Annotated in this window: 23 protein-coding genes and 3 tRNA genes; 11 read left to right on the plus strand and 15 right to left on the minus strand. The window is 64.1% G+C overall.

Annotation, left to right across the window (positions count from 1 at the left end; all coding sequences use genetic code 11):
- Positions 1-117 (minus strand): GTP-binding protein (locus AWH62_RS05200; protein WP_143742936.1); only part of this gene is annotated, 117 nt, incomplete at its 3' end.
- 403 nt (positions 118-520) lie between these two features.
- On the opposite strand from AWH62_RS05200, the gene AWH62_RS05205 reads away from it, so the two are divergent.
- The 5 genes from AWH62_RS05205 to AWH62_RS05225 are packed head-to-tail and all read left to right on the plus strand — an operon-like array spanning position 521 to position 5,912.
- Entirely contained in the window at positions 521-1,597 is a 1,077-nt protein-coding gene (locus AWH62_RS05205) for a 3-oxoacyl-[acyl-carrier-protein] synthase III C-terminal domain-containing protein (RefSeq protein WP_075189437.1), read from the plus strand.
- Between the two features lie 4 nt (positions 1,598-1,601).
- Complete coding sequence (locus AWH62_RS05210) at positions 1,602-2,573, plus strand: NAD(P)-dependent oxidoreductase (protein ID WP_075189438.1); 972 nt, start codon at positions 1,602-1,604, stop codon at positions 2,571-2,573.
- A complete protein-coding gene (locus tag AWH62_RS05215) occupies positions 2,570-3,367 on the plus strand; it encodes an MBL fold metallo-hydrolase (protein ID WP_075189439.1) in 798 nt (265 codons plus the stop codon). The genes AWH62_RS05210 and AWH62_RS05215 overlap by 4 nt, the downstream gene beginning before the upstream one ends.
- Positions 3,367-4,644: a F390 synthetase-related protein gene (locus AWH62_RS05220; protein ID WP_158025570.1), complete on the plus strand. Its 1,278-nt coding sequence runs from the start codon at positions 3,367-3,369 to the stop codon at positions 4,642-4,644. Before AWH62_RS05215 ends, AWH62_RS05220 begins: the two co-directional genes overlap by 1 nt.
- On the plus strand, positions 4,641-5,912 hold the full coding sequence (locus AWH62_RS05225) for a glycosyltransferase (protein ID WP_075189440.1): 1,272 nt from the start codon (positions 4,641-4,643) through the stop codon (positions 5,910-5,912). The genes AWH62_RS05220 and AWH62_RS05225 overlap by 4 nt, the downstream gene beginning before the upstream one ends.
- Here AWH62_RS05225 and AWH62_RS05230 read toward each other — a convergent pair.
- From AWH62_RS05230 to AWH62_RS05245, 4 genes are all read right to left on the minus strand, one after another.
- Complete coding sequence (locus tag AWH62_RS05230; RefSeq protein ID WP_075189441.1) at positions 5,869-6,474, minus strand: DedA family protein; 606 nt, start codon at positions 6,472-6,474, stop codon at positions 5,869-5,871. The two genes, AWH62_RS05225 and AWH62_RS05230, sit on opposite strands and share 44 nt — an antisense overlap.
- Before the next feature lie 91 nt (positions 6,475-6,565).
- Positions 6,566-6,639, minus strand: a tRNA-Gly gene (locus tag AWH62_RS05235).
- 111 nt (positions 6,640-6,750) lie between these two features.
- Complete coding sequence (locus AWH62_RS05240) at positions 6,751-7,890, minus strand: GGDEF domain-containing protein (RefSeq protein WP_083635028.1); 1,140 nt, start codon at positions 7,888-7,890, stop codon at positions 6,751-6,753.
- A 233-nt stretch (positions 7,891-8,123) separates the two neighbouring features.
- Positions 8,124-8,208: transfer RNA gene (locus AWH62_RS05245), tRNA-Tyr, on the minus strand.
- Positions 8,209-8,351: 143 nt separating this feature from the next.
- On the opposite strand from AWH62_RS05245, the gene rlmB reads away from it, so the two are divergent.
- Positions 8,352-9,152 carry a 23S rRNA (guanosine(2251)-2'-O)-methyltransferase RlmB gene (rlmB, locus tag AWH62_RS05250; RefSeq protein WP_233128261.1) on the plus strand — a complete coding sequence of 267 codons (801 nt, stop codon included), beginning with the start codon at positions 8,352-8,354 and terminating at the stop codon, positions 9,150-9,152.
- Between the two features lie 43 nt (positions 9,153-9,195).
- On the opposite strand, the gene AWH62_RS05255 is transcribed toward rlmB, so the two are convergent.
- Positions 9,196-10,221: a GIN domain-containing protein gene (locus AWH62_RS05255; protein ID WP_075189444.1), complete on the minus strand. Its 1,026-nt coding sequence runs from the start codon at positions 10,219-10,221 to the stop codon at positions 9,196-9,198.
- 161 nt (positions 10,222-10,382) lie between these two features.
- Between AWH62_RS05255 and AWH62_RS05260 the strand changes: the two genes are divergently transcribed.
- Positions 10,383-10,754 (plus strand): GFA family protein, encoded by a 372-nt coding sequence (locus tag AWH62_RS05260; protein ID WP_075189445.1) that lies wholly within the window; start codon positions 10,383-10,385, stop codon positions 10,752-10,754.
- Positions 10,755-10,757: 3 nt separating this feature from the next.
- Here AWH62_RS05260 and AWH62_RS05265 read toward each other — a convergent pair whose 3' ends face one another.
- The 4 genes from AWH62_RS05265 to AWH62_RS05280 form a co-directional block, all read right to left on the minus strand.
- Positions 10,758-11,939 (minus strand): DUF819 domain-containing protein, encoded by a 1,182-nt coding sequence (locus tag AWH62_RS05265; RefSeq protein ID WP_075189446.1) that lies wholly within the window; start codon positions 11,937-11,939, stop codon positions 10,758-10,760.
- Positions 11,940-12,017: 78 nt separating this feature from the next.
- The gene (locus AWH62_RS05270; protein ID WP_075189461.1) at positions 12,018-12,623 is read right to left on the minus strand and encodes a glutathione S-transferase family protein; all 606 of its coding nucleotides are present in this window, start codon (positions 12,621-12,623) and stop codon (positions 12,018-12,020) included.
- A gap of 50 nt (positions 12,624-12,673) precedes the next feature.
- Positions 12,674-13,072, minus strand: coding sequence for a RidA family protein (locus tag AWH62_RS05275; RefSeq protein WP_075189447.1), 399 nt, complete (start codon positions 13,070-13,072; stop codon positions 12,674-12,676).
- Between the two features lie 3 nt (positions 13,073-13,075).
- A complete protein-coding gene (locus AWH62_RS05280; protein ID WP_075189462.1) occupies positions 13,076-14,437 on the minus strand; it encodes a M20 family metallopeptidase in 1,362 nt (453 codons plus the stop codon).
- Positions 14,438-14,603: 166 nt separating this feature from the next.
- On the opposite strand from AWH62_RS05280, the gene AWH62_RS05285 reads away from it, so the two are divergent.
- Together AWH62_RS05285 and AWH62_RS05290 are read left to right on the plus strand one after the other, a co-directional pair.
- Positions 14,604-15,533 (plus strand): ABC transporter ATP-binding protein, encoded by a 930-nt coding sequence (locus AWH62_RS05285; RefSeq protein WP_075189448.1) that lies wholly within the window; start codon positions 14,604-14,606, stop codon positions 15,531-15,533.
- On the plus strand, positions 15,530-16,255 hold the full coding sequence (locus tag AWH62_RS05290) for an ABC transporter permease (RefSeq protein ID WP_075189449.1): 726 nt from the start codon (positions 15,530-15,532) through the stop codon (positions 16,253-16,255). The genes AWH62_RS05285 and AWH62_RS05290 overlap by 4 nt, the downstream gene beginning before the upstream one ends.
- On the opposite strand, the gene AWH62_RS05295 is transcribed toward AWH62_RS05290, so the two are convergent.
- From AWH62_RS05295 to metG, 3 genes are all read right to left on the minus strand, one after another.
- A complete protein-coding gene (locus AWH62_RS05295; protein ID WP_075189450.1) occupies positions 16,256-16,555 on the minus strand; it encodes a hypothetical protein in 300 nt (99 codons plus the stop codon). It lies immediately after the preceding gene.
- The gene (locus tag AWH62_RS05300; protein ID WP_075189451.1) at positions 16,548-17,495 is read right to left on the minus strand and encodes a peptidylprolyl isomerase; all 948 of its coding nucleotides are present in this window, start codon (positions 17,493-17,495) and stop codon (positions 16,548-16,550) included. Before AWH62_RS05300 ends, AWH62_RS05295 begins: the two co-directional genes overlap by 8 nt.
- 192 nt (positions 17,496-17,687) lie before the next feature.
- Positions 17,688-19,406 (minus strand): methionine--tRNA ligase, encoded by a 1,719-nt coding sequence (gene metG, locus AWH62_RS05305; RefSeq protein WP_075189452.1) that lies wholly within the window; start codon positions 19,404-19,406, stop codon positions 17,688-17,690.
- 119 nt (positions 19,407-19,525) lie between these two features.
- Between metG and AWH62_RS05310 the strand changes: the two genes are divergently transcribed.
- Complete coding sequence (locus tag AWH62_RS05310) at positions 19,526-19,960, plus strand: DUF1761 domain-containing protein (RefSeq protein WP_075189453.1); 435 nt, start codon at positions 19,526-19,528, stop codon at positions 19,958-19,960.
- 85 nt (positions 19,961-20,045) lie between these two features.
- Positions 20,046-20,121: transfer RNA gene (locus AWH62_RS05315), tRNA-Thr, on the plus strand.
- Positions 20,122-20,175: 54 nt separating this feature from the next.
- Here the strand turns inward: AWH62_RS05315 and AWH62_RS05320 are convergent.
- Together AWH62_RS05320 and AWH62_RS16755 are read right to left on the minus strand one after the other, a co-directional pair.
- Positions 20,176-20,817, minus strand: a complete 642-nt coding sequence (locus AWH62_RS05320; RefSeq protein WP_075189454.1) for a flavodoxin family protein — start codon at positions 20,815-20,817, stop codon at positions 20,176-20,178.
- A 680-nt stretch (positions 20,818-21,497) separates the two neighbouring features.
- Complete coding sequence (locus tag AWH62_RS16755) at positions 21,498-21,872, minus strand: hypothetical protein (RefSeq protein WP_143742937.1); 375 nt, start codon at positions 21,870-21,872, stop codon at positions 21,498-21,500.
- Positions 21,873-21,924: the final 52 nt, after the last annotated feature.

Below are 21,924 nucleotides of genomic sequence, written 5' to 3' on the forward strand. Positions count from 1 at the left end.
TGCTTCCGCCAGTACCATCGTGATCGCAGCCGTCAGCGTCGTCTTGCCATGGTCAACGTGACCAATCGTGCCGATGTTCGCGTGCGGCTTGGTGCGCTCAAACTTTTCCTTCGCCATCGATCTTCACCTCTACAGCGCCGATCTCGAGACGAATGGCCGATCGACATGGTGGTTAAGTAAATGGGAGTGCAGGGCACACCCGGTTAGGGATGGCGCCTGATACACAAGGTGAGACCGGCAAGGCAAGCCCGAATGCAGACTGTCGTTCAAGACATTAGGCCGCAGCGGCCGGATCGGCTCTTTCCGGCACGGATCCGCTCGCACCAACCGCCGCCAAGCACGTCCCTGTTGCCGTAGCACGCCGCGATCGCCCGCCTCGCCGAGCACAGACCTTTGCGGCAAATCCCAAATAACTCTTTTAAATCAAGTAAATCCGATTCACGACTCGTGCTTTTCCCTTGCTTTCGGGAAGCCGCGCTGGCTAGGGTTCCGGACCGTGTTCCAAACGAGGCGGCGTGCCATGACCCTCATCAGCCAGATCGAGCCTGACACCGCAAGATCGACCCGATCTGCCCCCTATATCGCTGGCATCGCCCACAGCCTCGCCTCGCGGCGGCGCGATTCGGTCGAGATCGACGCCGAGATGGGACGCCCCGCCGGCTGGCTGGAGCGGTTGAGCGGTGTGCGATCGCGCACGGTTGCCGGCCCCGGTGACAGCCAGGAGGCAATGGCAGGGCGGGCAGCGCTCGCCGCCTTGAAAGCGGCCGACATCAGCCTCACCGGAATTGACCTCCTCCTGTTCGGCGCCGCGGTCGGTCGTCAACCCATTCCCGCCACAGCACCGCTGATCAAGCGAGAGATCGGCGCCACGCATCTGGCCTTCCCGGCCTATGACGTGAATGCGACCTGTCTCAGCGCGCTGACAGCCCTCGATATCGCCGCGCTGCAGATCGCGGCAGGCCGGGCCCGCACGGTCCTGGTCGTGACCTCGGAGATCGCCTCACGCGCCCTGCCCTGGCAGAGCGACCCCAAAACGGCCGGACTGTTCGGCGATGGCGCTGCCGCGATTGTCCTGACCGCAGCGCCGCCAACACGCCGACAAGCCGGCGGGCCGGCCGGTGGGTCCGTGTCGCTGCGGTTTCGTGATTTCCTGATGGAAACCCATGCCGAGGCCTATGATTGCTGCGCCCTCGGCGCCGGCGGCACACGCTTTGACTATCATGACGAGCCGGAGGCTTTTGCCGCCCACGCCCTGTTCCGCATGGACGGGCCGGAGCTGTTTCGCCTGTCGGCCACCAAACTCCCGGCTTTCATCGCCCGCCTGCTGGACCGGCTCGGCTGGTCACACGATGATGTCGACTTGGTCATCCCGCACCAGGCTTCACCGCTGGCCCTCGCCCACATGGCAAAGCGCAGCGGGTTTTCCGGCGACCGTATTTTCAACCACGTCGCGATGACCGGGAACCTGATTGCCGCCTCGCTGCCTGTCGCCCTGTCGAGTGCCCTGCATGACGGCCGCATACGTCCGGGCATGAAGCTGTTGATGGTCGGCACCTCTGCCGGCGTGTCGCTGGGCGGCGCCGGACTGGAGAGTTGATCACATGCGGGTTCTCGTCACCGGTGCCACCGGCTTTCTCGGCCAGCATCTGACCCGTGCGCTGCGTGCACGCGGCAATGAAGTCGTGGCGCTGGGCCGTGATCGCGCCAAGCTGGACCAGCTGTCCCGGCTCGGCTGCGAGCCGCTGGCGCATGACCTCGCCTCCGGCCCGCCCCAGCTGACCGGCAGCCTCGATGCCTGTGTGCACGCGGTCGCCCTGTCGAGCCCCTGGGGCACTGACACGGCCTTTCGGCGGGCCAATATCGACGGCACCCGGCACGCGCTGGCCCTGGCCCGGTCTGCCGGTGTGAAGCGGTTCGTCCAGATATCGTCCCCCAGCGTCTATTTTCGCTTTGCCGACCAGATTGCCGTCGCCGAGACAAGCGGGTTGCCCGATCCGGTCAATGCCTATGCGCGGACCAAGCGGGCGGCGGAAGACCTGGTGCTTGACGCGGCGGAGCTCGACCCTGTCATCCTGCGTCCGCGCGGACTGTATGGTGCCGGCGACACCGCCCTGCTGCCGCGCCTGTTGCGGGCGGTCGAACGCGGCCCATTGCCGTTGATGCGTGGCGGCGCCGCCGTCACCGACCTGACCCATGTCGACGATGTCGTGTCGGCCATCCTCACCGCGCTCGACGCACCGCCGCGCCCCGCGCAGCGCCTGTTCAACATCTCCGGCGGCCAAGCGCTCGCCATTCGCGAAATTGTCGAGTCGGCGGCGGCCCGCCACGGCCTCACCGTTCGCTGGCGCGCGCTGCCGGTGCCGCTCGTGCTCGCGGCGGCACGCATGGCCGAGACAGGTTGCGCACTGCTGCCCGGCCGCCCCGAACCACCGGTGACCGCTTATGGCGTCGGCCTGTTCGCCTTCAGCCAGACGCTGGACCTGAGCGCCGTCCGCAAAGTGCTGGGCTGGCAGCCACAGATCGGTTTCAGCGAGGGGCTCGACCGGACATTCGCCGGGGCAGCGGCGGCATGATCCGCGATCTCGCCTTCCCCAATTCCGCCCATGTACGGGCGCCGGAATGGCTGGTGCTCAGCCACGGCGACCGCCGCATGCTCGACATCCCGGTCCGCTATGGTGTCTTCCGGCACGCGACGGCCGGTCGCTGCCTCATCGACACCGGCTACAATGCCCGGGTGACCGGCGGGCGACGCTCACTGGCGCTGCGTCTCTACAACGCCCTGCTGCGCCCGCGGCTGACCGACGCCGTGCTGCCCGCCGCCTGTCCCGACGCAAGCACGATCATCCTGACCCATCTGCACGCCGACCATGTCGCCGCCCTGCGCGATTATCCCGACGCCCGCATCCTCGCCGACATGAGCGCATTGGAGCATTATCTCAGCGTCGGCCCAGGCCGGCTCCGGCACGGCGTTTTCGCGGAATTGCTGCCGGCGGATGTGCTTGATCGCGTCACGGACCTCCATGCCTGCCCGGCAATCGAGGCGCCGCTCGACCTGGGACAGGGTCGCGATGTGTTCGGCGATGGCAGCGTGATCACCGTACCGCTGCCCGGCCATATGCGCGGGCATGTCGGCGTCTGTTTTGCGCAATTCGACCCGCCGCTGCTCTATGCCGCCGATGCGCAATGGCTGCACCGGGCCGTGATGGAAGACCGCCAACCCGGCGCCCCCGCCGCCTGGGTGTTTGACGATCCGGCCGCTGCGCGCGCCAGTGCACACCGGATCCGCGCGTTCGTCGATCATGGCGGCGAGGTCATCTATTGCCATGATCCGGACGTCACCGCGCACTGGCGTCAGGGGGACAGGTAGTGACACGTCTCGCCCTGCCGCCAGCCGCCGCCATCCTTGCCGCCTATGCCCGCGCCCGCTGGCTGGCGGCACGGCTCAACAGCCGCGCCCGCATCGAGGCGTGGCAACAACGCCGCCTGCGTGATTTCCTGAACCGCCGGATCACCGCCGTTGATGCCTATCGCGATCAGGCCGGCCGCCCGCTCGGCACCTATCCGACCCTCGACAAGACGACTATGATGGCGCGGTTCGAGCGCTACAACACGCTGCGCCTTGAGGCGGCTGCCGCCCGCGCCGCCTGGCAGGCCGGGCAGGCCCCACCGGGTTTCGCGATCGGCGCCAGTACCGGCACCAGTGGCAATCGCGGCTATTACGTCATCTCGGACGCGGAACGGCATGCCTGGCTGGGTGTGATCCTGGCCCGCGGCCTGCCCGGCTTCTGGCGCCAGCGGCTGCGCCTTGCCGTCATGCTGCCGGCCAATAGCCGCCTTTATGATGCCGCCAATGAGAGTGGTCGACTGGCCTTGCGCTTTTTTGATCTCAATGCCGGCGTCGAAAGCCAGGCGGCAACCGTGGAGGCCTGGCAGCCGGATGTCCTGATCGCGCCGCCGAAAGTGCTGCGCCTGCTGGCCGACCGCGACAGCGCGCTGGCGCCGGCCCACGTCTTTTCCGGCGCGGAAGTGCTCGATCCGATCGACCGGGCGATTGTCGAGGCCCGTTTCTCCTGTGTCGTTCGGGAAATCTACATGGCCACGGAAGGCCTGTTCGCGGTTGCCTGTCCGCATGGCCGCCTGCACCTGCTGGAGGACCATGTCCTGTTCGAATGGGACGATGCCGACGGCGCGGGCGGCTTGAAAGCGCCGGTGATCACCGATTTCACCCGCCGTCACCAGATCATGTTGCGCTATCGGATGAATGACTTGCTGGAACTCGACAGTCAGGCCTGCCCCTGCGGCTCGTCCTTCACTGCCGTGCGCGCCGTAGCCGGACGGCTGGACGATGTCTTCCGGCTCAACACCGCGGCTGGCGGCCGCATCGCCGTGACGCCCGACGTGATCCGCAATGCCGTTGTCGATGCCAGTCCGCGCATTGATGATTTCCGGGTCGTCCAGAGTGCGCCCGACCGGGTCGAACTCAGCCTGCCTCGCAGCTGCGCCGCCGAGCTTGGCGCGGCAAAATGCAGCCTGGCCGCCTTGTTTGACCGCCTCGGTGCCGCCGTCATGCTGACCGCCGAACCGGCCGAGCTGCCGCCACCGGGCCCGGGCAAGTTGCGGCGTGTCCGCCGGACCTGCGCATGAGAATCTCGATCCAGACCCTGGGCACGCTTGGCGATGTCATGCCCTACCTCACCGTCGCCCGGGACCTCATCGCCCGCGGCCATGACGTCACCGTGCTGGCGCCGCGCGACTACCAGGCCGTGATCACGGAGGCGGGGGTCACTGCCGCCGCGCCGCCCGGATTCTCGGTCAAGGACTGGATGACCCGGTCGAGCGAGCGCGGTACGCTGCGCGACCCGGTCCACTTCTTCCGCGACTGGCCGGTGATGATCCGGCCCCATGTCCGGGACGTGCTGGAGAGCGCCCTCGCCGCCGCCCGCAATGCCAATCTGGTCCTGGCCAATCCGATCGCCATGCCGGCCCGGCTGGCGGCCGAACATCACCAAATCCCTTTCCAGCTGATGGCGCTGCAGCCCGTCCTCACCCCCAGCGCCAGACTGCCCTGCGCCATGATCGCGCGGACAGACATGGGCGGACTGCTCAACCGGGCCAGCTATCTTGCCGTCAGTGCCGCCCTGGCGGGCTTGGCAACGGCGTTGGACAAGGAGCGGGTCCGGCTTGTCACGCGTCCGCGCCCCTCGCTGACCGATCTGTCGCACCATCTCGGCCGGCCCCTGCCGCGCATCACCGCCCTGCCGGCCGTTCTCGATATCCGCCAACCCGGCGATTTCGACCCCGCCAGCCAGCTCGTGGACTATCCGGCCCTGAGTTCAAGCGAAACCGCCCTGCCCGGCGCGCTGTCCGACTTCCTTGCTGCCGGGCCGCCGCCCTTCCATCTCGGCCTCGGCTCGATGTCGACAGCCGGCGCAGGCCACCGGCTGGCGCCATGGCTGGACCGGTTGGAAGCGGCCGGGCAACGCGCGATCCTCGCCCACTCGCTGACCGACCACCCGGTTGGTGCTTACGGACGTCACTACATCTGCGGACCGCTGCCGCATGACCGGCTCTTCCCGCACTGCCGCGCCGTCATCCACCATGGCGGCGCCGGAACGCTGGACACGGCGGCGCGGGCGGGACGACCTCAAATCATCCTGCCGCACATGCTCGACCAGTTCTGGAATGCCGCCATGCTGGCGCGGCAAGGCCTTGCGCCAAAACCGTCGGGCCGGTCTCCGAAACCGGATGAGATCGACCGCCTGCTCGCTTTCGCCCTGTCGCCAAAGGTCGCGGGCACAGCCCGGCAACGGGCCGACGAACTCGCCGCCCGCGGGGCCGGGCAGCCTGCCGCCCGTTCGATCAGCGCGATCATTGAAGCCTGGCACGCCGACTGGCCGACCAGCGCCAGCTGACGAGACCGACCAGCACCACAGCATTGCCGACGAGCAGCATCAATCCGGCATGATCGGCCAGGAAGCCACCGAGATTGACGCCAGCCGCGACCGCGCCGGCTGCCAGCAGCCAGCCGTAAAGCACGAACTGCCCGACCCCGACAAAGACGCCGATGAGCGAACCGAGTGAGAAGCGCAGCCGTGAAATGCGCAAGCTGCCCGCCAGTGCCGGCGTGATCCAGGCCACCGGTCCGAGCAGCCGGCTGATCGCGACGAAGACCAGCGTGCGCCGTTGGAGGCCGCGCTGTGCCCGCCGGTAGGCCGCCCGTCGACGCGCCGTCGCCAGGACCAGTCGACGCACGGGAACCGCCACGCGGGCACCAAGGCCATAACCGATCTGGTCAGCACTCAGGGCACCGGCGAAAACCGCAACCACCGGCCAGAGCGATCCGGTGTCGTGCAGCAGAGTGCCGGCCAGCACGAAAAAGACCTCGCCGAAGACAAACAGGCAGGGCCCCGGCAGCGAGTCCAGAAACGCGCCGCCAAACAGGCTGGCCAGCAGCCAGGGTTCGGAACTGTCCATGAGAATCCCCATCATGGAGAGACAATAGGACCGCTGACACCGCCGCGACAGCGCGGCATTGGCAATCCTGATTGCGCATGTGTGGGGAGGTTGGAGCGGGTAGTCGGGATCGAACCGGCATCCTCAGCTTGGAAGGCTGCTGCACTACCATTGTGCTATACCCGCATGTCCCAAGGGACGGGCGACGTGTTTAGCGAATTCAATTCCGCGCGTCGAGGGGGTGGATACATCGAAGTCTGAAAGCCGAAAGTCCGGCAGCGCCGGCAGGTGCCCGGATCAGCCGACGCGGCTGGCAGACACCGTTGTGCCAGACGGTCGGGGCCCGGATTCAACGCGGTTACGACCACCGCGCTTGGCGCTGTAAAGACACTCGTCGGCGCGCTCGAGAAGATCAGCCCCGCAGGCATTCACATCGCTCTCGGCGACACCAAAGCTTGCGGTTGGCGATACCGAGCCGCGCCCTTCCACGTCGATGGAAATCTCGGCGATCATCTTGCGCATGCGCTCCGCCATCACGTGCGCCTGCTGTCCCGAAACACCGGGCAGGATGACCGCGAACTCTTCACCGCCGATACGTCCGAGCGTGTCGGATGTCCGCAGCACCTGCTTCACCACCCGCACGGTTTCGATCAAGACGCGATCTCCGGCGAGGTGCCCGAACGTGTCGTTGACACGCTTGAAATGGTCGAGATCGAAAACCACAACCGCGAACGGTCTCCCGGCATCGCGACTGCGGTCGATTTCCGCGGCCAGGATCTGGTCGATCGCCGCGCGGTTCGCAGCACCGGTCAGGGCATCTGTTGCGGCCCGTTCGCGGAAATGAGCCATGGATATCTCGGCCGCCTTCTTGGCCGCCTCAAGGCGCATGGCCGCGTTGACCATCTCGTGTCTGAAAATCATGGCCCCGATGAAAATGAATATCGCCGCTCCGCCCAGCGCCGTGAGCAAGGTCACATTGCTGCTGGTGACCGAATAGCCGAGGGGTTCGGGCGACTGGACGACACATCCGAGATAAATCGCCAGCGCCGCCAGCATGTAGGCAAGGCCGGTCCGCCACCCGACCGCCAGGGTAAACGTCATAATACCTGGCAGCATCATGATATTCGCCGGCGATATCAGGGCCTTGCCCATGACTGCCATGCCGGCCAACATGAGCAGCAAAAGTGCCCCGAGCAGTCGAGCACGGTTCTTGTAGTCATGGGCCGCATTAATCCAGATCGGCGCCACAAGGCAGATCAGTGAAGCGATCGCCCCCGTCGCCAACAGGCCGGGCTCCTCTTCCAGGAATTTCAGGCTGACCAGGGTGACCGTCACACCTACGATTCCGGGCAGCACGCAAAACGCCGACAATGATCGGCGTGACGCGATGTCCATGTGCTGATCGGTGCAATCTGCCGGCCAGTACCGTCGCAGCATGACGGATTTCCCTCCCACTCGAAAGGAAAGCCTAGCGCACAAGTATTTAGAGCGTCTGAAGGCGAGGTCGGATCAACGCGATCATCGTGCTGTGCTGGAAGATCAGGAAAAATAGGGTGACGGGGGGCGAACCAACATCGAACCCGCAGGGTTCGCAAGCGCGACCGCGCGTCGGCCGGTCAGGCCGCCCATCGGAGGTGTCCGCCATGCGGACTGCCGTGAGATCGGAAAAATGGTGGAGGGGGCTGGATTCGAACCAGCGTACGCTATGCGGGCAGATTTACAGTCTGCTGCCTTTAACCACTCGGCCACCCCTCCAAGGGTGCCTTCAGGCCGCGACTTAACCGGCCTTTCGGTGTCCTGCAAGAAACAGTCTCAGCTTGCGGAGAGGCATGTTATGCCTCGGCAAATCAGGTGACCGCCCCAAAACAGGAGCGCGGACTATAGTGACGAAGACTCCCATGCGCAATACATCCAAACGGACCGATTACACCCGCCGCTCCAAGCCTTCTGGCACAAGCGATTCCGGTTGGATTTGGGGTCGTCATGCCGTGCTCGCCGCTGTCGCCAACAAGCGCCGCGAAATCCTCGAACTCAAGGTCACCCGCAATGCCGCGCGTGACCTCCCCGACGGCACGGACCATCAACAGGTGGAACCGAAAGTCATCGACAACGCGCTGCCCGAAGGTGCGGTGCATCAGGGCTTCGCTGCCCGGGCCCGGGCCCTGCCGCCGGAATCGGTCAATGGCGTGATCGACCCGACCCATGGCGCCCTGCTGGTCCTTGACCAGATCACCGATCCGCACAATGTCGGCGCGGTCCTGCGCTCGGCCGCCGCCTTCGGTATCCGCGCCGTGATCATGCAGGACCGCAAGGCGCCGCCCCTGTTCGGCACCGTGTGCAAGAGCGCCGTCGGCGCCGCCGAACGGGTCGCCCATGTCCGCGTCACCAATATCGCCGACACTTTGCTCGAATTCCGAAAAGCAGGCCGGCATGTGCTGGGCCTCGCTGGTGAAGCCGAGCTTGACCTGGCAACCGCCCTCGCCGCACCGGACGGCAAGGGGTGGGGTCCCGGCCTGGTTCTGGTGATGGGATCGGAAGACAAGGGCCTGCGCAGCCGCGTGGCCGAATGTTGCGACCAGCTGGTGCACATCCCGATGACCGGCGCCGTGGAAAGCCTGAATGTCTCAAATGCCGCGGCGATTGCGCTCTACGAGGCCGCAAAATGGCGCCCCGTCAAAGACGAGACGCCATCCGCGTGATCCGGCCCGGGGGGGATGGGCTCGGAGGGATGAGGGTGAAGCGCTAGCGCGAATCCCCGACGCGCAAGACCGTGCGGCCATTGCGGGTCCAGTTCACACTGCCTTCGATCTCGGAGATCGAGACATCACCGCCGCCATTCTCGCGCACGACAAGATCGACCGCCGTACCGCGGAAGGCGATATCACCGGAACCGCTGATCGAGGCTTCAAAGGGTTGGGCACGGCCGCCATGAATGGCGATATCGCCGGACCCGGAAATCCGCGAGGCGAAGGCGCCGTTCATGCTCGCCGCCTCGACATCGCCTGAGCCGGAGATCCCGACGGACAGTCCGGCCACACGGCCGAAACCGACATCGCCCGATCCGTTGATATGAATATCGGCATCGCCCGTCACATCGCCGGTTTGAACATCGCCGGAACCGTTGATCGAAACCGAGACCTCGCGCCCGATATCACCGGTCGTGATGTCACCGGACCCATTGATGCCGATATCAGCAGCGCCGCCGATCGACCGGGTCGCGATGTCGCCGGAACCGTTGATGCGGATACGGGCATCGCTGCGCACATCGCCGATATCGAAGCGGCCACAACTGTTCATGCTGACGTCAATTTCACCGAGATCGCCGGCAGACCCCATGAAGGCGCTGTCACTCAGCTCGAGCGCGACCGAGGCCGGCGCCGTGATCACCAGGCTGGGATATTCGTCAATGCTGCGTCGTGGTCCACGATTGAGGCCGATACTCATTGTGTTGTTGCGGGTGTTGCAGTTGGTGTTGCGCAGACGCAGGCCACCATCAATGCGGACCGTCGATCCGGAATCCGAGATCTGCGGGTCATCGACATGGCCGCCGGTATTGGTCATGGCGACCGTAATATCGCCGGAACCGCCGGTACGAATCTCGATGCGGCCGACAAAATTCTCGATCTCGATCCGGTCACCGGAATGGGTTTGCGCGCCGCCACTGAGCTGGGCCGGTGCATTTTGCTGGGTGGCACCGGCCGCGACCGAAAGGACGGCCGCACCGGCAAGCGCCGCGACGCTGGCGGTGAACAGGAATTTCTTGGTCATGGGTTGTCCCCTTTGCACGATTTCATCCCCTTGATGCATGCCGATACCGGATCGGATGCAGCATTTCAGCAGATAATGTAGTCAGATGGCCTGCACCGCGCTGGCCGGGAGATGACAGGTCGGTAATTGTGCAACGTCCGGGAGATCGACGGGAGGTCAGGATGACATCGACGCATGCCGGGGGCTGCCAGTGCGGCCGGGTAAGGTTTGAAGCCCGGGGCGAACCGGTTTTCGTCTCCCGTTGCCATTGCGCCGCCTGCCGGCGCGCCACAGGCGGCGCGTTTTCGGTCTGGGTCGGCTGGACGGATGCCCAGGTCGATTGGACAGCACGACCGGCGAACTTCCACGCCAGTTCCAGAGGCGTTTCACGCGGCTTTTGCGCCGCTTGCGGTACGCCACTGAGCTATCAGGGCGAAAAATGGGCCGGCGAGACCCATTTCCTGATCGGCAGTTTCGACCGGCCCGGCGACTTCACACCCACCGGGGACGCTTTCAGCGATGAAGCGCTGGACTGGTGCCGGTCGCCCGGCTGAATATCAGCCCGGCCAGAGTTCGAACACGAGCGTCGCGATCGGCGTGCCGATGGCATAACCCAACACCCCGACCAGCACGCCCGGCGTCACCAGATCCTTCCAGCCCTTGGCCGCCGCCAGGGCCGGCGCCGTCGTCGCGCCTAGGATCGCGGCGTTGGACGCTGTGATCAGTTCCGGCAGCGACAGACGCAACACGCTGCCGGCGCCGAACAGGATGATCGCATGGACCGCCAGCATGATACCGATCAGGCCGAGCAGGACCGGGGCCTGCTGCAGCAGCGAAATCACATCGGCGCCGGCCGCGATCATGGCAAAGAAGACAAAGCTGAGCGCGATGCCCATTTCATAACCGCCGCGCAGCCGGCCGATCACTTGCGGGAAGAGTGTCGCCGGGATCAGGGCCAGGACCGAGATGATGGCAAATTTCCACTTGCGGCCGGCATCGTCCCAAATGCTGTCGAGCTGGTCAGCGATCAGGCTGCCAATCGTTACAATGATCAGCGCATAGGCGGCGGACAGGCAGAGGGAGGCAGCGGTGATCGGACGCTCGTCCGCAACCTCGATCTCGCCCTGGCTGTGGTCAATCGGGTTGAAGCGCTTGGCCAGCCAGGTCCAGCCCGGCATCAGGGCCAGCAGCGCCAGGAAGATGCCGGAATAAAGGTTGTCGACAGCCGTCATCGCCGAAGCCCAGCTCGGGTCCGCCTCGCCCAGACCGGTGGACGCCATCAGCGCGCCGTAATTCACCGAGCCGCCGATATAGGTGGCAGTGAAGGCGCCAACCGCGGCCGCCTGGCGCGTGCCCAGCTCTGCCGCTTCGGTGCCGGCGGCATAATCGCCGATATCGATGAGGGAAAAGGCGATAACCGCCCCGACCACGGTCGCGAACGCGGCCAGCAGGAAGGCGCCGGCCATGCGGGTGGTTTCGAAGAAGATTTTCTTGAGATCCGCCTTCATCAGAAAGAGCGGGATCAGGATCGGGACGAAATAGGTCCAGACAAAATCATAAGCCGGCGCGGTTGAGGGGATGAGGCCGATATTCGATGCAATGATCGCCAGGAAAATGGCCCAGACCGCGCCCGTCAAAAGCGCCCCGATCCGTGTCTTTTCGATCAGGAACCCCGCCGCGGCAATCGCGAACAGGCTGGCCATGACGGCCAGATGATTGTCAGCCGGAATCAAAGACATGAAACTTCCCCTCAATGATCGTGCGCGACCCTAGCCGCAGCATGAATGTGGCGCAAACCCCGTCAACGCCCGCCATTGTCAGCCGGCCAGCGCCGCCTCGCGCTCAAAGGCCCGCTTGTAGGCCGGACGCTCGGTCAACCGCGCGACATAGCCAGAAAACGGCTCGATGCGTTCGAGCAGGTTGAACATCATCATGAAATTCAGGGTCGAACCGATCATCAGATCAGCCGCCGTGAAATGATCACCGACCAGATAATCGCGCCCGTCCAGGCCCCGGGCCAGGGTCGCCTTGACCGAGGCCAGATCTCCCCAGCCGGCGGTCTGGCGCGGTGTGTCTCGCGACATTGCCTTGTCCATGAAGGCCGGCTCGATCACGGATCCGGCAAAGAAGAGCCAGCGCAAATAACTGCCGCGTCCCGGCGCATCAATCGCCGGCGCAAACCCCTTGTCCGCGAAACGGTCGGCGAGCCAGGTGCAGATTGCGGCGCTTTCAGTGATCAGCTCCCCCTCGACCTCGAGCGCCGGCACCTTGCGCATAGGATTGACGGCGCCATAGGCCTCGGACTGGATATCATCACGGACATTGACGATACGAAGATCAAACGGCTCGCCGATCTCCTCCAGCATCCACAAGGCGTGGAAACCGCGGGTGCGCGGGCAGTGATAGAGGGTCATTTTGGGCATGATGGCGGTCCGTGTCGGCTGAAGGGCGGCGCCGTTGGCACGCGATATCGTCAAGCGGCGTCCATACAGGCATCGACCTCGATTTCGATCAGGAATTCCGGTCCGATGAAACGGGATATCTCAACCATGGTCGCGGCCGGCGGATTGTCCTTGAAACAGGCGGCATGGGCGCGACCAAAAGCCTCCCAATGATCGATATCAGTAACGAACATCCGCGTGCGCACCACGTCGTCGAGCGAACCGCCGACATCGGCCAGGGCTTTGGCGATGATCTCGAAACAGCGCCGTGCCTGGGCTTCCGGATCGCCGATGCCAAAGGGTTGCCCCTGCTCATCCAGGGACACCGTGCCGGTGACCCAAGCCAGATTGCCGCGCCGGATGGCGCGGCAATAGCCGATCTGGTTTTCCCAACTGGCACCCGTGAAGCTGCGACGGGTTGATGTCGACATGGCCTATTCCCCGGACGGTGCGGCCAGAATGTCCAGCGCCACCGCCGCCATCGCCTCGGTCGCTTGCGTAATCGAACCTTGCGGATCATCGGGCGCAAAGAAGGGCGAGTGATTGGACGGCGGGACCAGACCGCGGGCGGTGTAATCGGCCAGCGTTTCCCGGGTCGTGCCACCGACCCAGAACATGAAGGTCGGGATATTGTGTTCGGTGCGATGATATTGCGAGAAATCCTCACCGCCCATGACCGGTGAGGCCTCGACCACCGCCTCGGCACCGAACCGGCTGCGCATGGTGTCGACCGCGCGGGCCGCCAGGTCCGGGCTGTTGTAGAGCGCCGGCGTATAGGTTTCCTCGATCTCGACCCGCGGATACTCCTCCGGCGTCAGACCATAAGAGGCCGCCTGGTTGGCGGCGATGCGCTGGATACCGGACAGGAGTTGCTCGCGCACCTCGTCGGTATAGGAGCGAACCGTCAGCTGCAGATGGGCGCCGTCGGAGATGATGTTGTGCTTGGCGCCGGCATTGAAGGCACCAACCGTGACGACGGCCGGTTCCAACGGCGAGACTTCACGCGACACCAGTGACTGCAGCGACACCACGATCTGCGAAGCCAGATAGATCGGATCCTTGGTGGTGTGCGGGTAGGCGCCATGCCCGCCGCGCCCCTGCACATAGATGTCGACCGAGTCGACATTGGCCATGGCATAGCCGGGCACGTAGGTGATGGTGCCGGTCGGAATGGCCGAGAAGGTGTGGAAGGAGATGTTGAAATCGGGCAGCGGGAAGCGCTCGAACAATCCGTCCTCGATCATCGCCACGGCACCCTCGCCCAGCTCCTCGGCCGGCTGGCCGATCAGCACCAGCGTGCCGGACCATTCATCGGTCCGCTCGACCAGCTGGCGGGCGGCACCGACCAGGGCGGTCATGTGGGTGTCATGGGCGCAGGCGTGCATGACCGGGTTTTCGACACCGCGATGATCAACATCAGTATCGGTCGAGGCGTAGGACAGGCCGGTCTGTTCCGGGACCGGCAGACCGTCCATGTCAGCCCGCAGCATTAGCGTCGGGCCGTCGCCATTTTCCATCACCGCAACAATGCCGGTCCCGCCGACACCCTGGGTCACGTCAAAGCCGAGTGCTTCCAGTTCCGCCGCCAGGCGGGCCGCGGTCTCGAATTCCTGGTGGGAGAGTTCCGGATGGGCGTGGAAGTGCCGATAAAGCGCTTCCAGATAGGCGTCATAATCGGCTGCAATCGCTGTGCGAAGCGCGTCGTCGCCAGCTGTATCCTGCCAGGCGTGGGCTGCGGGCTGGGCAGCCAAAGCGAGCGTGAAGGCCGCAACGGCCGACATCAGATGGCGTTTCATGATCGATATCCCCTCATTGAGCTGGCGCCATTCGACCCAGCTCACGCGCAAAGGTCAATGCGCCCGTCATCTTGCAGTGCGGGAGGGACGGTGATTTCCACAATCCCGTGTCCGACATGCCCGCACGGGATTGCCACCTCGCCACACTGTCCGGCCTAGTAGAAGCATGACAGACACCGTCCTCTCACTTCATCAGGTCACCCAGCGCTATGGCAAGCTGACCGCACTCGACGCCGTCGATCTCGCCATTCCCGCCGGGGCCATCTACGGCTTTCTCGGACCAAACGGCGCCGGCAAGACAACTGCGATCCGCTGCGCCATGGGCCTGCTGCGCCCCCAGGCCGGCCGGATCGAGATCGGCGGTCATGACCTGACCCGTAACCGGCGCCAGGCCCTGGCCAGTGTCGGCGCGGTGATCGAGACGCCGGCCCTGTTTCCCAACCTCACCGGCCGCGAAAACCTTGACGTCACGCGCCGCATGCTGGGCATTGCACCCGCGCTCATCGACCGGGCGCTGGAGCTGGTCGACATGCGCGAGGCGGCCGACCGCCGGGTCGGGCAGTACTCGCTCGGCATGAAACAGCGCATGGGTCTGGCCCGCGCCCTGCTGGCCGAGCCGCGCCTGTTGATCCTGGATGAACCGACCAATGGTCTCGACCCGGCCGGCATCCGTGACATGCGCTCCCTGATCCGCGCCCTGCCCGAACGCACCGGCGCGACGATCTTCATGTCCAGCCATTTGTTGTCAGAGATCGAGCAATTGGCCACCCATGTCGGCCTCCTGCAGCATGGCCGGGTCTTGTTCGACGGCACGCTGGACGCGCTATCGCGGCAACAGACCCCGCGCCTGATCATCACCGCCGACCCGGTGGCGCAGGCCGAACAGGTCCTGCGCAGCGCCGGTTTTGCCGATCCGATCCACGAAGGCGAGCGCCTGGTCCTCACCGATCCCGGGGCGATCACGCCCGAGCGCGCTGCCAGCCTCAATGCGGCCCTGCACGAAGCCGGCTGCCGGGTCAGCGAGTTGCGGCTCGAACGGGCGGATCTGGAAACCACCTTCATGACTCTGACCGGCCATACGGGGGATGCCGCATGATCAATGTCCTGATCGCCGAAGCCACCAAGCTGCGCCGCTCCCTTGTTCTGCTCGTCGCGACCACGCCGCCGGTCATGGTCTTTGCCCTGGGCGTGCTGATCGTCGCCAGCGGCAATGCGCCGCCGGAATGGACGATGCACACCATGGCCGGCGCCGCGATCTGGGCCTTTTTCCTGCTGCCGATGAGCGTGATCGGCCTGACCGCCCTGATCGCCCAGCTGGAGCACGGCCCCGATACCTGGTCGCACACGCTGGCCCTGCCGGTGCCGCGCTGGCAGATTTTCCTGGCCAAGGCGTTGGTCGCGCTCGGATTGATGGCCGTGGTCAGCCTGGCGGTCGCCTTCGCCAGTTGGGCCAGCGCGCTGGTCGGGCTGCAGCTTGGCGACGGTGTGGTGATCGCCGGCAGGTTCGACCCGGTGCTGGCGCTGCGCCTGTATGGTTGGATGTTTGTCGCCGGCCTGCTGGTGATGGCGATCCAGTGGAGCTTGGCGATGCGGTTTCGCAGTTTCGCGGCGCCGGTCTCGGTCGGGATCGGCGGCACATTCGTGGCGGTCGCCGCGACCAGCGCCGAAAAGGGTCTCTATTTTCCCTGGCTGATGCCGGTGAATGTACTGGCGTCCGACGATGGCCGCAGTGATCTGGCCATCATGATGGGCGGGATTGGCGGGCTAATCGTGTTCGGGCTTGCCATTATCTGGCTCAGCCGCCGCGACTGGGGCTGATCAGACCGGCTTGGCCTTGAAGTGGCGGATGTCTTCCTGCGCGGCGAGGCAGGCCGGGCGCAATTGCTCGGCCTGCGGGAAGTCATGGATCCGCGCCCAAAGCGTGTCCTTCAAGCTAGCCGGATAGGCCTTGAAGCGCCGCGCCGCATGACCGATGGCCAGAATACCCGCATTGACCATCCACGGATCGTCGGCCGTCGACGCGAACTCGAGCGGCGCGGCGAGCGCGTCCAGGTTTTCACAATCCATCGCGATCTTGACGATGTCGGCAGGGGCGTAGCGGGTCGGCAATTCAGTCATCCAGTTGCGGCTCAACGATCCGCACGGGTCCGGGCATGTGACAGGCCTCGATCACCGGCGGCGGGGTTTCAAAGAAGAAGTCGTGTGTGCGGTTACGACGGGCCTGCTTGGCATCCCAAAAGGCCTGTCCGTCCGTGCGCATGACCTCATAAGCGGGTCTGTCGGCTTCGGGAAGGTCCGAGGCGATCCTTGCTGACACAATGATGTCACGAGCGAGCGTGTCGGCGATCACACCGGAGTTCACCGCCGGGTCGCCGCGCTGCAGCGCCTGGACATGCTCCATCCCGTCAATCACCCGGCCAAAGACCGACATGATCCGGTCGAGATGGCGCGGCCCCTGACCGATCACGATGTAGAATTCAACATCGCCGCTGTCGGGATCATTGTCGCGCGCCATGGCGACGGTGCCCGGGCAATGGATCGGCCAGACCTCATTGCCGGCCTCATTCATGGCAGCGGGGAAGCCATCAACATGACCCACGGTTGGCGCATAGAGGTCGGCATCGCTCATCGGCGAGAAGGTGACGGTCGAGGCGGGAATCGTGAATTCACCGGAGAGCGGTGGATATTGCGGCAACTCGACCGCGTCCGGGTCCTCGCCGCGCCCGCCCTGGGCCACGAAGCCGTCGATCACACGATAAAAGCTGCGCCCGTCGAAAAACCCGTCGCGCGCCGCCTGCCGCATGCGATTGGCGTGATTGGGGGCGATCCAGTCGGCGAGTTCGATCGCAATCACACCATCTTCGACCTCGAGCAGAAGGAGGTCAGCAGGGTTGACCGGGCGCCAGTCGGGAATGCCGGTGAAGTCGGGGGTGGGTGCTTCGACGGCGGCGGGCAGGGCTTCAGAACCAATCACGTCTTCGCCAGCCGTCTCGTCGGGCGAGCCACCACAGGCCGCACACGCCATAAGACAGGCGGCCGCCAATAATGCATGTTTCATCGCATCCCAAGACGGCGCGAACGCGCCCTCTCCCCCCATTGTTTTCTTGTCAGCCAGTGGGCCTTGGTCCATCCGGTTCGTCAAGGCCACCTTCGGTGCCGCAAAGCGGGCCTGCGCCTTGACGAACCGGATGGACCAAGGCGAAATCCCGGCGAGAGATCAATGACCTGTTCCGTCTCACATGAGACAGGCCTAGGCTTCCGGCGCCCCGCCAAAACGCTCCGACCATTCCGCCAACTGCACATCCTCGATCTTGGCAAACAAGACCTCCGGCGGCGTGATCGCCAGACCGTGCGGCAGCGCATCCAGCAGGTCGCTGGCCGGACCGTCGAAATTCCAGCTGCGCCGGTCTTCCGGCACACCAACTGCGTCGAGGATTTTCTTCGCCGCGACCGGGATGAAAGGCTGGGCCAGGATGCCGAACAGGGCGACCAGGTTGAGGCCGGTGCGCACACCGACCGCGGCGGCGTCGACATCGGTCTTGTACTTCACCCAGGGCTCGGCCTTGGTGAGATACTCGTTTCCAGCCGCCCAGATGGCGCGGACTTCGGCCGCGGCCTTGCGGAATTCCATCGCTTCCATATTGGCGACGAGCGCCGGCAAGCGCTGGTCCAGCTCGGCCGCCATCCAGGCCTCATTCTCGCCCGGCGTACCGACAGCCGGCAGCTGACCGTCAAACTTCGAGACCGTGTATTTGGTGATGCGGTTGACGAAATTGCCCAGCACATTGGCGAGGTCGGAATTGATCAGCCCCTGGAAATGCTCCCAGGTAAAAGCTGCATCCGAGCCTTCCGGCGCGTTCGCCGTGAGGTACCAGCGCCAATAATCCCCGGGCAGGATGTCCAGCGCCTGGTCCATGAAGACGCCGCGCTTTTCCGAGGTCGAGAACTTGCCGCCATACCAGGTCAGCCAGTTGAAGGCCTTCAGCTTGTCGACCGTCTTCCACGGCTCTTCCGAGCCGAGAATGGTCGCCGGGAAGGAGACGGTGTGGAAGGCGACATTATCCTTGCCCATGAACTGGACATAGGTGACATCATCGGCGCCCTTGTCGGTGCGCCACCAGCTTTCCCAATCACCACCACCGGCCTCGGCCCATTCCGCCGTGGCGCCGATATAACCGATCGGCGCATCGAACCAGACATAGAAAACCTTGCTCTCGAACCCTTCACGCGGCGTGCCCTCATGGGCCACCGGCACCCCCCATTTCAGATCGCGCGTGATCGAGCGGTCGCGCAGGCCTTCATCGAGCCACTTGTAAGCGATCGACTTGGCCAAGCTGGGCCATTCCGTGGCGGCATCGACCCAGTCGCGGATCCGCGCCTCCATCTTGGTCTGGACCAGATGGAGATGCTTGGTCTCGCGCACTTCCAGATTCTTCGAGCCGGAAATCTTCGAATAGGGCTCTTTCAGATCAGTCGGCTCGAGCAGGCGGCCGCAATTGTCGCACTGGTCGCCACGGGCGCGCTCGAAACCGCAGTGCGGACAGGTCCCCTCCACATAGCGGTCCGGCAGGAAGCGGTCATCATCGATCGAAAAGACCTGCTCCTCGACCCGCTCGACGATCAGCCCCTTGGCCTCGAGCACATCTGCAAAATGCTGCGTCAGGCGGATATTGGGCGCGTTCGAGGTGCGGCCGAAATAATCATAGCTCAGCGAGAAACCCTCACCGGAGCGCTTCTGGATATCGTGCTGCTCGTCGCAATAGGCGCGCACATCCATGCCGGCGGCATCGGCGGCCAGCTCGGCCGGCGTGCCATGCTCATCCGTGGCGCAGACATAAAGAACGTCATGGCCGCGCAGGCGCTGGAAGCGCGCATAGACATCGGCCGGCAGCATCGACCCCGCCAGATTCCCCAAATGCTTGACGCCATTGATGTAAGGCAGAGCGCTGGTGATCAGTATACGGGCCATGGTCGGAATTCTTCTCTTGCGCGGAAAACGGGGTAAGCTGTTCGCGGGAAAGGCGAGTCTTGGCGACATCGCCTCGCAGGGCGAGACATACAAGCCCTGCTTTGGGGAGGAAACAGGAAATGCCGCGAATTTTCGGATTGAATATCATCGCAACCCTTGTTGCGGGCATCGCATTCTGGATGGTGGGGGCCCTGTTTTATGGCGTCCTGTTCGCCGAATTGTGGATGGGATTGTGGGGTTTCACGGCGGCCGATGAACCGCGCATGGAAGCGGCTGCCGGCCTGTCCATGGGGCTCGGCTTTCTGCTCAGCATCATTTTCGCTGGCGTGCTGGGCTTCACGCTGAAGGCGCTCAAGGCAGACGGCATGGTCAGCGCCATCAAATGGGCCATCTTCCTGTGGGCCGGCTTTGTCATCACCACGATGAGCTATGACATCCTCTACGCCCTGCAACCGGTCATGCTGCTTGTCCTCGACGGTGCCCATACGCTGACCGGCTTTGTCGTCATGGCGGTACTGCTCACCGTGCTCGACAAGACCGCCGTCAAGGACTGACCGGGCCAACGGGCATTGAGGCGGGCGCAATTGCAGCAAACACTTGTCGCGCCCGCCGCGCCCGCGTATCAGACCGTTTCTGGATGCCGGCTTAGCTCAGCTGGTAGAGCACCTGATTTGTAATCAGGGGGTCGGGGGTTCGAGTCCCTCAGCCGGCACCAGTTTTTTGACATCTAAGCGGCACAAACGGCGCTCGCCCATGGACGCACCGTCGGTCAAGCCGAGATGCTGCACGCGGGGTAGCCGGCCGCCTGCGGCGTATCATCAATCAAAGCAACCTGGGTTCCGGTTTTCAGGCGGGCGGTGATCTCGGCGACCCGGGCACCCAGCAGGGCCGCGGTCCGGCGATCCGAGTCCGGCGGCGCGACATCGCCGCCCTGATCGCCATTGGCCTGGGCCATCACGCCGATCGAGGCGCCGATGCGGTTGATATCCTCGACCGACCCGGTCGAGGAATTATTGCCAGGCAGCAGGCCGAGGCTGATCCAGATCATCCCGTGCTGGGCGGCCAGTGTGGAGAGCTGGCTGAGGGTGGCGAACTTGTCCCCGGCCTGCGAGCTCGACACGGTGAAACCGGCCGCCACCTTGTCCTGCCAGCCGCGCTGGAACCAGATCCGGGAGGTCGCGTCCATGAAGGTTTTGAACGGTCCGGATACTGCGCCCATATAGGTCGGCGACCCGAAGATTATGGCATCGGCAGCGTTCAGGACGGCCCAGTCGGCCTCGGTCATCTCGGTGACATCGATCAGGCGGGCGGTAGCGCCCGGTTCGCGCCCGGCGCCGTCGTGGACAGCCTTGGCGAGCGCCTCGGTGTGGCCGTATCCGGAATGATAGGCGATTGCGATTTGAATATTCATTCTGTGCCTCCTGTATTTGCCCCTGTGTCATACCGCCGGGCCGCAGCGAGATAATCGCTTGATCAGGAAGCTCACTATTCACCCACACGAAACAAAGCGCTGCGCAAAAAACGACGACAGCCACAATCAATCCCCCGGGCGCTGAGACCAAGGTCGACGGCCGGCCGAGCAGAACCGCGCATGATTTCGGAAACTGTGTCTGTCCCGGTTATTGCGGTTATTGGGGGTATAGCTTTCGCCATTGTCATTGGCGGCGGGCTGCTGGCGGGCTTCGCCGAACGGGGTGTCGTCCTCGCGCCCGAGGAGCGCGCCGGCTTCTTGCTGTCTTGTCGGAGGACCGGCGCCGTGCGCGGACAGGGCCATTGATCGCTTGTCAGCCAGCAGGCCGTATCCGCTTCTTCAGCTCAAGGGTGAAACCGCGCAGCGGCCGCGTCGCGGCCCTTGACCTGAAGAAGCGGATACGGCGACCTCTCGGCAAGCGGTTTATGGTGGGGTGCGCGCCGGGGCGCGGGGTGCGACTGGGGATTAGTTGTGTCTGTCCCGGTTTATTTCAGGCGGGTGTCCGGCCGAAAACCGGTATGTGTCCCCGGTTTTCCCGGTTTATTTAATGGGTGCCTGTCACCATTTATTTAGTGTCAGCACCCTGCCCGCACTCAAGGCGAAGTTCCTCTGACAGGACCCTACAGCCCCTTTATTTCAAACACGCCCCGAATTTCCCGACTAACTAGACCATAGCGAAATGGCAGATCCACATCGAGGGAAGTCAACCATTCGCAATCAACTTCCAATTCATTTAATAATAGAATTAAGTAAAACCTAAGATAATTCACATCATTACTGCGTTTGACAAAATACCCAATTTCGATATATAGAGCCTCTGAAGTAGAGCAAATTGAAATTTTGCCCCGGTAGTCAGCACTAACTTTTATGTAGAATATATTACAAAGTAGATGGTATTTTTCGAAATGAAATTTTGACAATTCTTCCACACACAATGATCTTTCACCGTCATTGCGATAGGCATCGACCACTCTATGGAATCGAATTTTGTCCATGAATGATTTCAATGCGTCGGACAGCATTACAGATATTACCTCGCAAAAATTT

This window comes from Maricaulis sp. W15 (genome assembly GCF_001924955.1).
GTDB classification, from domain to species: domain Bacteria; phylum Pseudomonadota; class Alphaproteobacteria; order Caulobacterales; family Maricaulaceae; genus Maricaulis; species Maricaulis maris.

Coding starts and splice junctions, on each gene's coding strand:
- AWH62_RS05205 (WP_075189437.1), top strand. CDS start 521: ATGACCCTCATCAGCCAGATCGAGCCTGACACCGCAAGATCGACCCGA.
- AWH62_RS05210 (WP_075189438.1), top strand. CDS start 1,602: ATGCGGGTTCTCGTCACCGGTGCCACCGGCTTTCTCGGCCAGCATCTG.
- AWH62_RS05215 (WP_075189439.1), top strand. CDS start 2,570: ATGATCCGCGATCTCGCCTTCCCCAATTCCGCCCATGTACGGGCGCCG.
- AWH62_RS05225 (WP_075189440.1), top strand. CDS start 4,641: ATGAGAATCTCGATCCAGACCCTGGGCACGCTTGGCGATGTCATGCCC.
- AWH62_RS05230 (WP_075189441.1), bottom strand. CDS start 6,474: ATGGACAGTTCCGAACCCTGGCTGCTGGCCAGCCTGTTTGGCGGCGCG.
- AWH62_RS05240 (WP_083635028.1), bottom strand. CDS start 7,890: ATGCTGCGACGGTACTGGCCGGCAGATTGCACCGATCAGCACATGGAC.
- rlmB (WP_233128261.1), top strand. CDS start 8,352: ATGCGCAATACATCCAAACGGACCGATTACACCCGCCGCTCCAAGCCT.
- AWH62_RS05255 (WP_075189444.1), bottom strand. CDS start 10,221: ATGACCAAGAAATTCCTGTTCACCGCCAGCGTCGCGGCGCTTGCCGGT.
- AWH62_RS05260 (WP_075189445.1), top strand. CDS start 10,383: ATGACATCGACGCATGCCGGGGGCTGCCAGTGCGGCCGGGTAAGGTTT.
- AWH62_RS05265 (WP_075189446.1), bottom strand. CDS start 11,939: ATGTCTTTGATTCCGGCTGACAATCATCTGGCCGTCATGGCCAGCCTG.
- AWH62_RS05270 (WP_075189461.1), bottom strand. CDS start 12,623: ATGCCCAAAATGACCCTCTATCACTGCCCGCGCACCCGCGGTTTCCAC.
- AWH62_RS05275 (WP_075189447.1), bottom strand. CDS start 13,072: ATGTCGACATCAACCCGTCGCAGCTTCACGGGTGCCAGTTGGGAAAAC.
- AWH62_RS05280 (WP_075189462.1), bottom strand. CDS start 14,437: ATGAAACGCCATCTGATGTCGGCCGTTGCGGCCTTCACGCTCGCTTTG.
- AWH62_RS05285 (WP_075189448.1), top strand. CDS start 14,604: ATGACAGACACCGTCCTCTCACTTCATCAGGTCACCCAGCGCTATGGC.
- AWH62_RS05290 (WP_075189449.1), top strand. CDS start 15,530: ATGATCAATGTCCTGATCGCCGAAGCCACCAAGCTGCGCCGCTCCCTT.
- AWH62_RS05295 (WP_075189450.1), bottom strand. CDS start 16,555: ATGACTGAATTGCCGACCCGCTACGCCCCTGCCGACATCGTCAAGATC.
- AWH62_RS05300 (WP_075189451.1), bottom strand. CDS start 17,495: ATGAAACATGCATTATTGGCGGCCGCCTGTCTTATGGCGTGTGCGGCC.
- metG (WP_075189452.1), bottom strand. CDS start 19,406: ATGGCCCGTATACTGATCACCAGCGCTCTGCCTTACATCAATGGCGTC.
- AWH62_RS05310 (WP_075189453.1), top strand. CDS start 19,526: ATGCCGCGAATTTTCGGATTGAATATCATCGCAACCCTTGTTGCGGGC.
- AWH62_RS05320 (WP_075189454.1), bottom strand. CDS start 20,817: ATGAATATTCAAATCGCAATCGCCTATCATTCCGGATACGGCCACACC.
- AWH62_RS16755 (WP_143742937.1), bottom strand. CDS start 21,872: ATGGACAAAATTCGATTCCATAGAGTGGTCGATGCCTATCGCAATGAC.